Source organism: uncultured Paraglaciecola sp., assembly GCF_943787955.1.
In the GTDB taxonomy this organism is placed as follows: Bacteria; Pseudomonadota; Gammaproteobacteria; order Enterobacterales; family Alteromonadaceae; genus Paraglaciecola.
On sequence record NZ_CALSOK010000002.1, the window covers coordinates 195741 to 209799 of the forward strand.

At 40.3% G+C, this 14059-nt stretch carries 13 protein-coding genes and 1 pseudogene; 3 read left to right on the forward strand and 11 right to left on the reverse strand.

The genetic code is table 11. The annotated features are described in order from the left end of the window. Positions 1-170: 170 nt before the first annotated feature. Entirely contained in the window at positions 171-1871 is a 1701-nt protein-coding gene (locus tag Q0Y52_RS01525) for an RluA family pseudouridine synthase (protein WP_297817093.1), read from the reverse strand. A gap of 321 nt (positions 1872-2192) precedes the next feature. Between Q0Y52_RS01525 and Q0Y52_RS01530 the strand changes: the two genes are divergently transcribed. Next, positions 2193-3191 (forward strand): D-cysteine desulfhydrase family protein, encoded by a 999-nt coding sequence (locus Q0Y52_RS01530; protein ID WP_297817096.1) that lies wholly within the window; start codon positions 2193-2195, stop codon positions 3189-3191. A 261-nt stretch (positions 3192-3452) separates the two neighbouring features. Here the strand turns inward: Q0Y52_RS01530 and Q0Y52_RS01535 are convergent, their stop codons facing one another. The 4 genes from Q0Y52_RS01535 to Q0Y52_RS01550 all read right to left on the reverse strand — a co-directional run bounded on the left by Q0Y52_RS01535 (position 3453) and on the right by Q0Y52_RS01550 (position 5606). Next, complete coding sequence (locus tag Q0Y52_RS01535; protein WP_297817099.1) at positions 3453-3581, reverse strand: hypothetical protein; 129 nt, start codon at positions 3579-3581, stop codon at positions 3453-3455. Continuing rightward, positions 3571-3981 carry a hypothetical protein gene (locus Q0Y52_RS01540; RefSeq protein WP_297817102.1) on the reverse strand — a complete coding sequence of 137 codons (411 nt, stop codon included), beginning with the start codon at positions 3979-3981 and terminating at the stop codon, positions 3571-3573. Before Q0Y52_RS01540 ends, Q0Y52_RS01535 begins: the two co-directional genes overlap by 11 nt. A 151-nt stretch (positions 3982-4132) precedes the next feature. Next, a complete protein-coding gene (locus Q0Y52_RS01545) occupies positions 4133-4678 on the reverse strand; it encodes a nucleotidyltransferase family protein (RefSeq protein ID WP_297817105.1) in 546 nt (181 codons plus the stop codon). Positions 4679-4742: 64 nt separating this feature from the next. Beyond that, the gene (locus Q0Y52_RS01550; RefSeq protein WP_297817108.1) at positions 4743-5606 is read right to left on the reverse strand and encodes a DUF1295 domain-containing protein; all 864 of its coding nucleotides are present in this window, start codon (positions 5604-5606) and stop codon (positions 4743-4745) included. A gap of 155 nt (positions 5607-5761) precedes the next feature. On the opposite strand from Q0Y52_RS01550, the gene Q0Y52_RS01555 reads away from it, so the two are divergent. Together Q0Y52_RS01555 and Q0Y52_RS01560 are read left to right on the forward strand one after the other, a co-directional pair. Further along, positions 5762-6019 (forward strand): hypothetical protein, encoded by a 258-nt coding sequence (locus Q0Y52_RS01555; protein ID WP_297817111.1) that lies wholly within the window; start codon positions 5762-5764, stop codon positions 6017-6019. A gap of 75 nt (positions 6020-6094) precedes the next feature. Further along, positions 6095-8221, forward strand: a complete 2127-nt coding sequence (locus tag Q0Y52_RS01560; protein WP_297817114.1) for a trypsin-like serine protease — start codon at positions 6095-6097, stop codon at positions 8219-8221. 93 nt (positions 8222-8314) lie between these two features. Here Q0Y52_RS01560 and mazG read toward each other — a convergent pair whose 3' ends face one another. From mazG to Q0Y52_RS01590, 6 genes and pseudogenes are all read right to left on the reverse strand, one after another. Continuing rightward, positions 8315-9160, reverse strand: coding sequence for a nucleoside triphosphate pyrophosphohydrolase (gene mazG / locus Q0Y52_RS01565; RefSeq protein ID WP_297817116.1), 846 nt, complete (start codon positions 9158-9160; stop codon positions 8315-8317). 1 nt (position 9161) lies between these two features. Beyond that, on the reverse strand, positions 9162-11318 hold the full coding sequence (gene relA / locus Q0Y52_RS01570) for a GTP diphosphokinase (protein WP_297817119.1): 2157 nt from the start codon (positions 11316-11318) through the stop codon (positions 9162-9164). 257 nt (positions 11319-11575) lie between these two features. Beyond that, positions 11576-11960, reverse strand: a pseudogene (acpS, locus tag Q0Y52_RS01575) (holo-ACP synthase). A gap of 5 nt (positions 11961-11965) precedes the next feature. Continuing rightward, on the reverse strand, positions 11966-12697 hold the full coding sequence (gene pdxJ / locus Q0Y52_RS01580) for a pyridoxine 5'-phosphate synthase (RefSeq protein ID WP_297817122.1): 732 nt from the start codon (positions 12695-12697) through the stop codon (positions 11966-11968). Continuing rightward, positions 12694-13455 (reverse strand): DNA repair protein RecO, encoded by a 762-nt coding sequence (gene recO / locus Q0Y52_RS01585; RefSeq protein WP_297817124.1) that lies wholly within the window; start codon positions 13453-13455, stop codon positions 12694-12696. Before recO ends, pdxJ begins: the two co-directional genes overlap by 4 nt. A 30-nt stretch (positions 13456-13485) precedes the next feature. Further along, the gene (locus Q0Y52_RS01590) at positions 13486-13767 is read right to left on the reverse strand and encodes a hypothetical protein (RefSeq protein ID WP_297817127.1); all 282 of its coding nucleotides are present in this window, start codon (positions 13765-13767) and stop codon (positions 13486-13488) included. Positions 13768-14059: the final 292 nt, after the last annotated feature.

Here is a 14059-nt window from a genome sequence, read left to right on the forward strand (position 1 = left end):
ACTGATATAAAAAAAGGGCCCTGTGCTTGCACAGGCTAAACACTATTTACACTATTTACACTGTTTACGACCGCCCTTGATATCTTAGTTAAATGTATAACCGTAATTTGCCAATTATTAACTAAGTTACAATGGGGAACCTGATTAAATCTTTAACAATTAGTCAGTACTCAAAATTCCGCATCAACCTTAAATATCATTATTTTTTTGCTAGTAGGGTGTTTGATTTTTAAAATTTGTGCATGCAAATGTAAGCGCTTATCAGGAATTCCATATAAATCATCACCCACTATGGGCATATTCAACCCTTGTGCATGGGCGCAATGCACTCTTAATTGATGGGTCCGGCCGGTATGCGGGGTTAATAGTACTTTTGTTTGATTGTTCTCAGGGTAACGTTTAAGCACCTGCCACAGGGTGTGAGCTGGTTTGCCATCTTGATGACACATGATTTGTTTGGGTCTGTCGTAAAGGTCGCCCCTTAAGGGTAAATTTACCTCTCCTCCATCCTCTAGTGGTAAACCTTCGATTAACGCCACATATTGTTTGTACACTTCTCGGTGGATAAATTGTTTTTGTATATATTTATTTGCCTGTGAGTTGAGTGTTATCACCATCAAACCGGATGTAGACATATCTAACCGATGCACTATCAGCGGCCCAGTCGCTTCAGGAAATTGCTGTTTGATTCGCTGATATACAGAATCAGATATTTCTTTTCCAGGTACAGATAAAAACTCTGTTGGTTTGTTCACTATTAAGATGTCTTCATCTTGGTAAATGATATCTAATTTTTTGTCTTCCCCATAATTACGAATGAGTAGGTTCTCATCCAACTGCATACCAACCAGCATATGTTTTAAGATGGGCTGACATTTACCGCTGCAGGCAGGATAATACTGCTGATGTTTCTTCATTTCTGATTTGGGCGATGCTCCCCACCAAAACTCCGCCATCGCCAGAGGCGTGAGTTGTTGTTGAAACGCGTATTGTAAAAGCTTCGGCGCCGCACATTCCCCTGCTCCAGCCGGAGGTGTTTTAAGAGCTGTATCTGCAAAAATATCCACCAGACTTTTAGGCACTAGTTCTTTATTTAAAAACTGGTATTGACAGAATATTTTAGCTTGTAAATCTGCAGATAGGGTTTTTCGTTGTAGCTTACACTGGGCTATCTGATCAATAAATTCGTTCACTTTTACCTGCAACAGCCCTATTAATTGTTGCGAATGTTCGGTTAACTCTTTTAAGCGCCATTTATCATGCACACTTTGTTGCGCGAGTTCTTGCAGGCCTTTATCTGTGATAGTTTTATCTTGGTTTTTATCGCCAATACTCTGCAGCCTCTGGCGCTGTTTTTTGCGGATTTTACGGTTTTCAACTAACTCTTCCCTGAGCGCAGATAGCTGTTGGGCATGCTCTGCTTTTAATGTGACTAACTGTTGCCTTAACACTAATAATTCTGGCGTGTTTTCTAAGTTTTTTATCTCTTCATTTAGCTTATTAATAGCCACTCGTTCTGATAAAAAGAAACTGTCTTGGGCCAATAAATCAAATACCGGGGGCACAAAACCATAGATATGATTTTGCCCCGCCAACTTACCTGAAAAGGCCGATATAAAACCCAAATCTCCCTGAACATTCCTTACCAATAACACGCCAAACATTTTGCCAATGATATTAGTGGGATCATCAAACAAACCAAAATTGTGTTGCCATTGAGTTTGAGTTTCAAGGTGGCGCTGTAACTGCTCTGCTGCCAGTACACATAGGGGATGTGGTTGGTAATAAAATGGAAACGTAAAACGCTGAGGCAAGTCATGTTTTTCAATAGATTCAGTAAAACGCGTAAAACAAGGATATTCTGTATTCATGTTGTTAATTCAAGTCCTGTGCATTGACTAGAGATGGTAATATTAGTCTTTGCTTATTGCCTAGATTACCATCCCAATAGTACATAGCATTCATACCCTAGCGCCCTTCTCATACTTGATTTCTTATAATGCACCCGATGATACTTTAAGGGGCACAAGTCTTACAATTTAATAAGGCATACCAAACATATTTGCCATGTTAGTCGACTAATATTCATATTCGTCAAAAATTGTAAGTGTGATTTTCTAAAACAGGCATATCACCACTGACGGATAAACTTATATACTCCAGACATATTATTGGCAAATGTGAAATATTCTATGCAATTAGAACAGATTGAGAAAACATCTTTAGGGTTTTTCCCCACCCCATTGGTTGAGTTATCAAGGCTCAGTCATTTTCTGGGTGGGCCAAAAATATTCATGAAAAGGGACGATCTGACAGGACTGGCTTTAGGTGGAAATAAAACAAGAAAGCTAGAATACATATTGGCTGACGCATTAAAGCAAGGTTGCGATACAATCATTACAGCTGGTGCGGCTCAGTCTAACCATTGCCGTCAAACTGCCGCAGCGGCCGCTAAACTAAACCTAGACTGCCATCTGTTACTAGGCGGGGAAGCTCCACTAAAAACCCAAGGAAATTTGTTATTAGATCATATTTTCGATTGCCACATTCATTGGACAGGTACTAATCGAAAAGGAGAAGATATAGCCCGCATATTCACACAACTGAAAGCGGCGGGTAAAAAGCCATACTTAGTGCCATATGGAGGCTCTAATGAATTGGGAGCAATATCATTTATTGATGCTGTGGCAGAGTTGCAGCAGCAAAACAAAGGACGTGAGTTTTCTCATGTGGTATTTGCTTCAAGTTCTGGCGGTACCCACGCAGGTTTGACTCTAGGTAAACATATTTACAAAAAAACCTTTGAATTAGTGGGTATCAACATTGACAAAGACACAAATGCTAGCCTGCCATTCGACCAACAGATTACACAGCTTATTATCAGTACGGCAAAGTTCATAGGCTTGGATTATTCCTTCTCAAAAGATGAGTTAATTTTAAATTCAGATTTTGTGGGTGATGGTTATGGTGTTGTTGGGCCACAAGAGAATGAAGCCATTGCATTAACTGCAAAATTTGAAGGTATATTATTAGACCCTGTTTATACCTCAAGAGCCATGGCTGGGCTTATTGACCTTATCCGTTCAGGCAAAATAGGAAAAAGTGATCAGGTCCTTTTTTGGCATACCGGGGGAGCGCCATCCTTATTTGCCTATGCAGACGATTTAGATTTTTCTCTATCTGATAATTAAATATAAATGACTCCTATACTCTTTAAAGAACCTCTATCTCCCCAACATCCTCTTTTCACGGTTGTCACTCTGGTGATATGTTAACCCACAATTTTTTGATCATGCTTATTCTGGTTGCCTTAGTAATTTGAGCAGTGCATGAGACATCTTCACGGGGTTGCCAAAATTTAAGGATAAATCAAGGAATGATTTTAGCTGAGGTTACAAAGATCCCTGGCCAGAAATGGACCCTAACTGCTGCAACATATCAAATAGCCCAATTTAATCTACATGAACTATTTTTTCTTTAGCCATTTGCATGCGTGTTTGGGTATTAATACTGCAGTTAGCGATAACGTCTTCACCAATTTTATCAGATTGGTTGTATTGAGATAAAGGTTCAGGATGCATGGCTAACCAGAGCAGAGTGAAGTTGGCCACTGTGTATTAATTGACGGGTCTGTTGGCAGGTTTGCCAATATGAATCATTGGCACTCAATGGACTCCTGCGATAATGATGGAAGTCATGATTAATTTCTTCATTAACTTCTGCACCTTGATTTATTTGTTTTGACGCTTCTATGCGTGGTCTATGGATGCATTCTTGTTCGAGCATCGCCATCATTAACGTAAATTTTGCGCCTTCACTGGCTGCACGATTAATCGTACCGTTTAGCTCATAGTCACTTGATAATAACGCTTCGGTAATAGCATTATTAGCTGATTCACTTGTATTGACCGAGTCGAGCAAAAGGTTATCGCTGCAAAAAGAAGGAGATAATCTAGTTATCGCGTTTAATAACAAAGACATTAGGTCTGAATGTTCAAATTGCGAAGAACCCTATTAGATAGGAATATTTACCACAGAGGAAAAAGAGTACATAGAAAAAATAACCCAATAAATTTTTTGCTTTTTATTCCTCTATGCTCCTCGTGCACAAAGCCTTCGTAGTTAGGCTGTTTTACTTTTTAATGACCAATTTAGGCCAAGTTGTTAGCCAACACTTTTTTTCAACTCGTTGCCAAAACGCGTGTTCATCTGCTTTTTGATTCAAGGTGATACATCCTTTAAAAAGAGACGAAAGACCAAAAGGAGCGACAATAGAAAATTTGCCATTTTCGTCAAGTTTTACACCAACAGCAGTTTCTTGCTCTGGCCAAAATGACATGGCATCAGCACTGCTAAGATACTGACTATGCTGACGTTTAATATGCATCAAGGCTTGGTTTTTGACTTGCCAATTAACCTCGGGTAGAAGTGCTTGCAACTCATGAGTAGCACGAATAGCTAACTGACCTTGGTTATCATGTTGACAGTAATAAATAACATCTACATCATTCAAATGCGTCTTTTTGTGATGTAAATAATCCCATATCAAGTTACGCACAAAACCGGCAGCCACCCAGCAGTCAGGCAAACTTAAAGTTGATACTGCCCGCAAAGTTTTCATTCGATGCGGGTCATTTTCAAGTAAAGCCTGAAGTCTATTTTGATAGTTCTCAATCAATGACGCTAAGCCTCAAACTTTAAAAAACGTGTTTATGTTTTATTTTAGCTGAACAATTTTGGGATCAAAACAGGGGTACGTCTTTTATAAGCTTGATAATCAGAGTCATCTGCCCAGCGTTGGTCTGCTTGAACTTTTCTTGCAATGAAATCCCGCTAACTTTTGTCAATAATAAAATCACAAATATTGGCGAAATAAGCGTCACTAGTTGCCATTGGTAAAGCGAGGGGTAAGCAATGACGGCCACACCAATCCATAATAATATTTCACCAAAATAGTTGGGATGACGTGACCGAGCCCATAGTCCAGTTTGGATAAATTCTTTGTGGGTATTTTTTTGTTGTTTAAAGACACGCTTTTGATTGTCGGCTACCGCTTCTATTGAAAATCCAATCAGCCAGAGCAACAAACCTAAGGCTCCAAACCAGCCAAAATCTGTCTTATGGCTAGATGTAATAGCAGCTATTGCTGCACCGGCTGTAATGAGTACCCACAACCCTTGAACTGTCCATGCAATAGAAAAGCGCCAGAAATTTAATTTAATCTCATCAAAACGGCTATCTGAACCCTGTTTTCTTACTCTTAAAAACAGGAAGCTGGCCAAGCGGAGCGCCCAAATAGCCACCAGGCAAGTAAGCACTATCGATCGTAAATCATGTTGTTCACTTTGAATAAAAGCAAAAATGATGACGGCTAAATAAGTAGCCCCCCCCGTTAAGTCATAAAAGTGTTCTGTTTTTAATAGATATGCGGGGATCAACGCGAACCATTGCACAATAAAGGCAATTAATGCACAACTTGCAAAGATAGTCAGCCCAGTTTCAAAACCACTATTTAAAAACTGGCCACCATTACTTCCTGACCATACAACGCCTGTGGCTATAAAGAAAACGACAATATGAACAATTAAAGCACGAAAGAATTGCATGAAACTAAATATCCTTGATTTTTAAAGGGTTAATAAGTGTCGACCACCATTATACCGTCGCTGTATAAAAAAAGTTCTTTTGAATAGTTTTATATTATCAAAAAAACATAAAGTTTTTTCTAATGTTTTGAGTTTTACACCCTAAACGAGATCAAATGAAAGCATTTAATAAAGTTGGTGATACTATGAAACTTGGAGTTATCAACTTTACTGGCCATTGCCAATCCTCCTGGCCTATTGATTATCAGTTATTCTTCAAATCTCAATATCGGCTGTTTGCAGCTTTTTTTGTGGTATCGGTAATTATCATTTTGTCCGGTATCAGAATTTTTCTTAAAAGATCTGTTCAAAACCGGACAAAACTAGCCAATTATCCAGTTGAAATTTTGGAAATAAACATCGACTATAGATGATTGTTAATTTTTTGTACAAAACTTAATATAAGTAAACGCAGTATAAAATTGGTGGGTAAGTCACTTGGAGTATTTATGTTGAAATTTTTTTTTAAAACGGGGATCACCTCTGCCCTAATTTTTATGTGTGACTTAGCAGATGCGACAGAAAGTCCGTTGGCACATTTAAACAAAGCAAATAATCAAATAGCCGAAACTCGTATTGTTGGGGGCGAAGAAGCCACTCAAGATAATTGGCCTTGGATGACGGCATATGTCGTGACTTTTAATGAGTTAGCAACGTCATTAAGTGTTAATAACGTTTTATACGAAACCAGACCGTTTACATCAGGGGCCGGTGGACAAGCAAGCGGCGAAATAGTGACATGTGGACTTGGTGACGCAGTATGTACTGATGCAACAAACAACGTATGTTTAATAGAGCGTGGCGAGGTTAATTTTTCTGAAAAAGCAGACAATTGTGAAGCTGGTGGCGGTATCGGTGCCATTATTTATAATAATGAAGAAATGGGTAATATTTCTGGTACTTTGGGTGATGAATACGTGGGCAGTATTCCTGTTATTGCCATCACACGAGATGATGGCTTAGCGCTTTTGGATCAAATAGGCAGTATTGCCACGTTATCAGTCAGTGAGACCACTTTATTGCAACAAGACGCCTCATGTGGTGCCACATTTTTAGGGGATAGATGGGTGCTTACCGCCGCTCACTGTGTGGACAGTGCCAACGCCAGTTTATTTAAAATGAACGTAGGGGAGTATGATTTATCTGATGGTGCACAAAATGCTACTGACATTGCTAATATCTATATTCATCCTCTTTATGATAATGACACTTTTGATAACGATATTGCCATTGTTGAGCTTGTCTCTGCACCTTTGAATGCCCCACCAGCGGTACAAATTGCAAGCGCTGCCCTAACTGAGCAGTATACTATTGAAAACAGTCTAGCCACAGTAGCAGGTTGGGGAGGGAGACAAGGTTATTCACCTGGTGAAGGGCCTACGTCAGATTTTCCCGATATTTTACATCAGGTTGACTTACAACTATCAACCAACGCTCAGTGCAGAGAAGTATTAGGTGAAACTTTTGACATACCCGCAAACAGTGTAAATGTTACCGATGTCATGATATGTGCAGCAGTATCAGAGGGAGGCAGAGGTTCATGCCAAGGTGATAGTGGTGGGCCACTAGTGATCAATACTGGTTCAGGTCTACAGCAAGTGGGCATCGTCAGTTGGGGGTTTGGGTGTGCGGAGGCGGGTTATCCTGGTGTATATACCCGAGTGTCGGAATTCAAAGACTGGATATCAGCTTTAACTAAGGGAATAGCAGTTTCTCAGCGTCAGGACTTTGGCTTTGGCCTTGAAGGTGTTCAACAAACTAGCGAACTAACTGTCACAAACAACAGCGAGACCAATGTCGGGTTGAGCTTCAAGTTTTCGGAAGATAGTGACAGTGACTTTAGTTTGGACACCAGTAATTGCATCAACTTGGATGCAGGTAGTGACTGTCAGATTATTGTAAGTTATCTTCCTGGCACTGCAAACAAAGTGTCTGCTGAATTGGTTATCACTTCTGACAATGACCAGGTACAAACCAGTAACACCTTTATTACAGCTACAACACTGAGCGCAGCATTTAATCTATCCACTGCAGCTGGTACTGCAACTGACGCGGTGACATTGTTTAGTGGCGGGTCAAATGGTGCTTCAGGGTGGGCGGCCAATGCAGTTGAAGGAATTGAAAGCGGTACTAATGATGATCTTCAAGACAGCATAGTAGTGGCTCGAATTGAGGGTGAAGGTGTTCTCACTTTCGATTGGTCTGTATCGTCTGAAGAGAATACAGACTTGGATATAACTGACCCAGACTTTGAACCCTACGATGCACTTTATCTCTACGTTAACGGAGAACTGATTGAGTCCATATCAGGTGAAGTGGAATTCACACAAATGAGTATTGACTTAGCAGAAGGTATAAATATCATCAATTGGACCTATAACAAAGATCCCGCAGTTTCTGAAGGTGACGATAAAGGATTGGTCCGTAATCTTGTATTTACTGTACCCGTAGTGGTGACGCCTACCCCCGTATTTCTTCCAACACCTGTTTTATCAGACTCTTCAGGCGGTGGGAGTTTAGGATGGATAATACTGTGTTTATTTGGTTTAGTATTCAGGCTGAAAACTAAAATATAATCATTAAAAATGACTTTAAAAGGCAGGCTATTTACATAATAACCTGACTTTTTTATGTCTTAAGTAAAAATAATGTGTATGAAGTGGGTATAGTTATCGGCTTTTGATATCCTGCCAAGCGGCTTCCATTTGCTGATGACTAGCAGATTCCATGCTAAGCCCTTCTTTTTCTATCACTTGCTCAACCTGCCTGAAACGCTTTTCGAATTTTCGATTGGCTTTTATTAAGGCTGATTCAGCGTTAACTGAGGTATGACGGGCTAAGTTTACGACTGCAAACAATAAGTCACCAATCTCTTCCTCCACTGCCTGTTGGTCACGCTCCGATGCATTTACTTCAACTAAGACTTCTTCTATTTCTTCATAAATTTTAGCGACAACCGGTGGCAATTCAGTCCAGTCAAATCCAACATTAGAGCATTTTTTTTGTATTTTTTGGGCTCGCAGTAGAGGTGTCATGCCCTGAGGAATATTGGCTAACGTACTGGTATCCAGCTCTTCGTTTTTGCTTGCGCGCTCTTGAGCTTTTATCTGCTCCCACTGATTTTTGAGTTTATCTTGGGTGTTACAGTCGTTTTCTATTTTAAGCTTGATTGCATCAGATACATAAGAAGGATCAAACACGTGGGGATGACGCCGTATCAACTTATCACTGATGGCCTTAGCAATATCTTCAAAATCAAAATCGCCCTGCTCTTTTCCAAGCTGCGCGTAAAACACGATTTGAAACAACAGGTCACCCAACTCATCTTTGATGTTTTGCATATCGCCACTAAAAATAGCGTCAGCCACTTCGTAAGTTTCTTCGATTGTGTGGGGCACTATGCTTTTAAAACTTTGTTTTTGATCCCACGGACATCCTGTTATAGGTGAGCGTAATTGCTGCATAATTTCTAGTAAACGCAACAATTGGTCAGTATTGGTGTTAATTTTTAGCATATTACTTATCTACCTTTAATACCTCAGTAACACCTTTAATAAGTTGTAACCGGCTTATAGCTTTTGACAAACAAGATAAGTCTTTTACTTCTAGACTTAATTCTATTTTAGCTCTGTTAAGCTTAGTATCGCTGATGCTGTTTACTCCTAGCAAACTGACCCTCTCGTTGGCGATAACCGTGGTAACATCTCTCAAAACACCCGCTCTGTCATCACTTAAAACATGTAATTTGGTTTGAAATGCCGCTTGTAAGTTGCTGGCCCAATTAACGTCAATTTGTCGTTCTGGATGTTGGTCTAATAGATTATTGAGCTGTTCGCAGTCTTCTCTATGTACACTCACCCCTCGCCCCTGTGTGATATAACCTAAGATAGACTCACCCGGTAATGGTTGGCAACATCCAGCAATTTGATTCATTAAATTGCCCACTCCTTCCACCACTATACTGTCTTTTTTAAACTTGGCAGATTGTGGTTTTTTTGATCTTATTTTTAATTCAGGCTCAGGTGCATATTTTTGCTGTAAAAAGTGTACTACCTGCATGATACGTATATCACCACCGCCAATGGCTGCGTACAAGTCATCGAGGTTTTGCATGTTAAAACGTGTGGTTGCTTCGCTAGCCATCTTCGACTCAAAATTGATTTTACTCAATTCTCTATCGAGCAATTCCTTACCTGCTTGTTGGTTTTTACCTTTATCTTGTTTCTTAAAGTAAGTTTGAATTTTGGCTCGGGCACGGGACGAATATACATAACCTAATCCAGGGTGCATCCAGTCTCGACTGGGGTTTGAATGTTTACCTGTGTGAATTTCAACCTGATCGCCAGTTTGTAATTCATAAGTAAAAGGCACGATCCTGCCCGTAATTTTTGCGCCAATACATCTATGACCTACATTACTGTGAATGTAATATGCAAAATCCAGTGGCGTTGAACCAAGCGGTAAATCAACCACATCACCTGTAGGCGTAAACACATAAACACGATCATCAAATACCTGACTGCGCAATTCTTCTACTAAATCGCCACTTTCTGCGACTTCTTCCTGCCAAAGTAATATTTTACGTAGCCAGTTAATCCTTTCTTCATAACCAGATCGGCTTGAGGTGGTGCCTTCTTTATAGCGCCAATGTGCGGCCACACCAAGCTCGGCATCTTCATGCATTTGTGCGGTACGAATTTGAATTTCAATGGTTTTGCCTTGCTTACCCAAAGTCACCGTATGAATGGATTGATAACCGTTGGCCTTGGGCGTAGCTATATAATCATCGAATTCATCAGGGATATGTTTCCACGTGGCATGCACTACGCCTAATGCAGCATAACAATCTTGCAGGCGATCAGCAATAATACGCACGGCTCGTATGTCATACAGTTGTTCAAAATCAAGATGCTTTTTATGCATCTTTTTCCAGATGCTATAAATGTGTTTAGGCCTTCCATACACCTTAGCTTTAATATTTTGTGAATCGAGTACCTTTTGTAATTCACCTACAAAATCCTCAATATAATGCTGTCGGTTAGCGCGGCGTTCATCTAATAATGTGGCAATTTGTTTATAAGTATTAGGATGTAAATAACGAAAGGAGTGATCTTCCAGCTCCCATTTTAATTGACCTATCCCTAATCGATTAGCAAGCGGTGCATAAATATTAGCGCACTCACGAGCGACCAAAACCCGGGTTTCTTCATCTTCATGTTTGACTTTTTGTAAGGTGCAAATACGTTCAGCAAGCTTAAGCACCACAGCCCGAACATCTTCTACCATGGCCAACAACATACGACGCACGTTATCAATTTGGACTTCATCGTTTTTCTTTTTACTGTTGGCACGGGTATGCAAAGATTTGATCGCATCCATACGCCTGACACCCACGATTAGCTTTTGAATACCTTCGCCAAACTGTTCAGTGATTTGCTCTTCATCCAACTCATGTACCTGGCAATAGGGGTAAATTAACGCTGCTTGAAGGGTTTCGTCATCCATGTGTAATTCATGAAGGATCTCCACCATTTCCTGCCCAATTAGCAGTATTTCTGGAGTATCGGATACATCTCTGAGTTTTTGTTTGCTTGCCTCAGGCAGGTTTAAAGCTGCCAGCCATTCATCAAACGGCGGGCGGTCATCTTCATGTACTGTTCGAATTGAAACCATATAAACCTGTCCTACTTCACCTAAACCTGACTAGGTAGGTTAAAAAATAATTGAGTGAGACAACAAAAAAATTCACATTTTTCATACTATCTTTATGTCGTTCTCATATTACCTTCATATTACGAGCCAACATTTACTGCATCAACCTCCTATGTAATCAGGCCTAAAGGGGGTTAACTGATAGCAGTTGCATCACACTTGTCCTAAGTGGCACCAAAATAGTGCGCTAACAGCCAATAATTTCATCGCCTTGAATATTAGCTAGATTCTAAAACAACGGTGGCCATTGCATAATGTTGTTCATCAGAAATTGAGATAAAACTGCGACTGATATTGTGTTTTTCGCACAATTCAGCAAATTTTCCTGAAAACTCAAGTGTAGGTTGGCCCGAAGACAAATTTACCACTTCCACATTTTGAAAACTGACGCCACTTCCAATTCCAGTGCCTAAAGCTTTTACTGCCGCTTCCTTGGCAGCAAAGCGCTTAGCTAAAAATCGTTCAGGAAATTTATGGTGTTCGCTAAACGTCTGCATTTCGGTCGGCGTCAATACCCGCTGCGGCTAAACGCTGTGACTTATCTAACTGACTAGCAATCCTGGCTATTTCCACCACATCAGTGCCCAGCCCCATAATCGACACCGCTCTTAAGCTCTTGCTTCTTGCATCAATCGGTGCATATCTGCCACGGCCTTATGCAATCCATCAAATGCAGCACGGGCAATAATCGCATGACCAATATTGAGTTCATACAACTGAGGAATAGCCGCTATAGGTTTTACATTGTGATAATGCAAACCGTGGCCGGCATTAACCTTCAAACCTTTTGAGTGAGCATATTGAATGCCCTCTATCAAGATATCTAACTCTTTTTGTTGTTCTGCTTCGTTGTTAGCTTCTGCGTACTGACCTGTATGAATCTCTATAAAAGGCACATTTGCTTCTAAAGCTGCATCGATTTGATTTTTATCGGCATCAATAAATAACGACACCAAAATTCCTGCGGAAGCTAAACGAGCACAAGCCACATTCATTTTTGATTGATTACCCGCGACATCCAAACCGCCTTCTGTGGTCAACTCCTCTCGCTTCTCAGGAACCAAACAACAAAGTTCGGGACCTATTTGCTCAGCAATCTGCAGCATTTCTTCGGTCACTGCCATCTCAAGGTTCATACGAGTTTGAATGGTTTGTTTAAGAATCTGTACATCGCGATCATTAATATGTCGTCTGTCTTCACGTAAATGCACCGTAATACCATCAGCGCCAGCTCTTTCAGCTACTTCTGCTGCATGAACAGGATCTGGGTAAGCCGTGCCTCTGGCATTGCGTAAGGTAGCAATATGATCAATATTCACACCGAGTAAAATTTCCTTCATTTCGCGTTCCCAATATTGGCTGATTTTGCAGCCATCCAAGTTTGTTGAAACAACTCTCGGCTCTTAAGTGGTTTACGACCTAGTAGCGGTGAGAGTGCCATTCTGGTAATTCGTTTTGCACATTGTAGGCTGTTTGGCGTCCAAATATGTTGACTCACTTGTAATAATGCTTCTCCGGTGAATCGATTAGATCCTTGCGGGTTAAGTCCTTGCTCACCCTGCGCACTAATATCAATACGTTTGATCCCGCTTTCTAGGACCAAACAATAGTCAACATTCGGCTCGATAGTTTTTCCATTCTCATATTCTTGAGTTAAATCACAACCGTACCCCATTTCATCTAACAGCGATAATTCGAATTGACGTAAACAAGGCTCGATATCTCCACCAGCCGCTAACCATTGTAGGCTTTGTTGATAGGATATAAATAACTCAGGATGAGGGACTTCTTTAGGTAATAATCGATTCAGCAACTCATTCAAGTACATGGCTGAAAATAATTGATGGCCAGTAAGTTGCAACATGGAACCGGCTGATTCTAGTTGGTGAAGGTTACGCAATTCATGTTTACCCGAAACCGATAGCAACAAGGGCTGAAATGACTGCAATAAACTTTTTTTGTCACCTTTATTGCCTCGAACACCTCTTGCAACGGCACTGACTTTACCTAGTTCAAGAGTAAATAAATCGGTTAAATAGCTGGTTTCTCGATATGAGCGTCGATGTAACACAAAGCCGGTAAGTTGCTCAGGTAGCAACGTTAAAATCCTTATATAACAAGTTTAAGACTAACTTACTTTTATCCGAACAACTTTCATGGCTTCAAACTCCATACCGGCAATTTCTTCTTTCATTGGGTAATAAGTTAAATTGACTCTCGCTCCTGTCAGATTTTTATATACCTTTCTGCGTCGAAATTTAAAAGGTACTTCTGTACCTTCAACCAATAAGGTATTCATAAACCAGTCATCGTCTTTTCTCTGGACATGTGAAATGACGACCAACTCTTCAGAATGAGTAAGATTATCGTGCTTATCCAGCAATTTTTCTACATCGGTTTTTTTTACCATGGTCACTAATAAATTCAGTTAAAAAAAACAATTCTAGCACTTATCTCAAAGCACATAAATAATAATACCCAACTCACCGCAAAATGCCTATTTCAGAGCAACTTGGGGCTCTTCAATTCAAGACGCACCAAACACTGCATGTTAATCACCTTATGAGTTGGTGCAACGCAGTAGTGGAGAGCCTTGGACGATGTCTTTAGGAGGTGTTTTCAATCCATGCAACATGCGCTGTCATTTTAACTTAGCTTACAAAATCTAAAAATAGTTGCTTTGCCTAACTTCCTTTCAAATC

Bases quoted from the DNA above. Each gene is read 5' to 3' on its own strand.
- Q0Y52_RS01525 (WP_297817093.1), bottom strand. From the start codon at position 1,871: ATGAATACAGAATATCCTTGTTTTACGCGTTTTACTGAATCTATTGAA.
- Q0Y52_RS01530 (WP_297817096.1), top strand. From the start codon at position 2,193: ATGCAATTAGAACAGATTGAGAAAACATCTTTAGGGTTTTTCCCCACC.
- Q0Y52_RS01535 (WP_297817099.1), bottom strand. From the start codon at position 3,581: ATGCATCCTGAACCTTTATCTCAATACAACCAATCTGATAAAATTGGT.
- Q0Y52_RS01540 (WP_297817102.1), bottom strand. From the start codon at position 3,981: ATGTCTTTGTTATTAAACGCGATAACTAGATTATCTCCTTCTTTTTGC.
- Q0Y52_RS01550 (WP_297817108.1), bottom strand. From the start codon at position 5,606: ATGCAATTCTTTCGTGCTTTAATTGTTCATATTGTCGTTTTCTTTATA.
- Q0Y52_RS01555 (WP_297817111.1), top strand. From the start codon at position 5,762: ATGAAAGCATTTAATAAAGTTGGTGATACTATGAAACTTGGAGTTATC.
- Q0Y52_RS01560 (WP_297817114.1), top strand. From the start codon at position 6,095: ATGTTGAAATTTTTTTTTAAAACGGGGATCACCTCTGCCCTAATTTTT.
- mazG (WP_297817116.1), bottom strand. From the start codon at position 9,160: ATGCTAAAAATTAACACCAATACTGACCAATTGTTGCGTTTACTAGAA.
- relA (WP_297817119.1), bottom strand. From the start codon at position 11,318: ATGGTTTCAATTCGAACAGTACATGAAGATGACCGCCCGCCGTTTGAT.
- pdxJ (WP_297817122.1), bottom strand. From the start codon at position 12,697: ATGAAGGAAATTTTACTCGGTGTGAATATTGATCATATTGCTACCTTA.
- Q0Y52_RS01590 (WP_297817127.1), bottom strand. From the start codon at position 13,767: ATGGTAAAAAAAACCGATGTAGAAAAATTGCTGGATAAGCACGATAAT.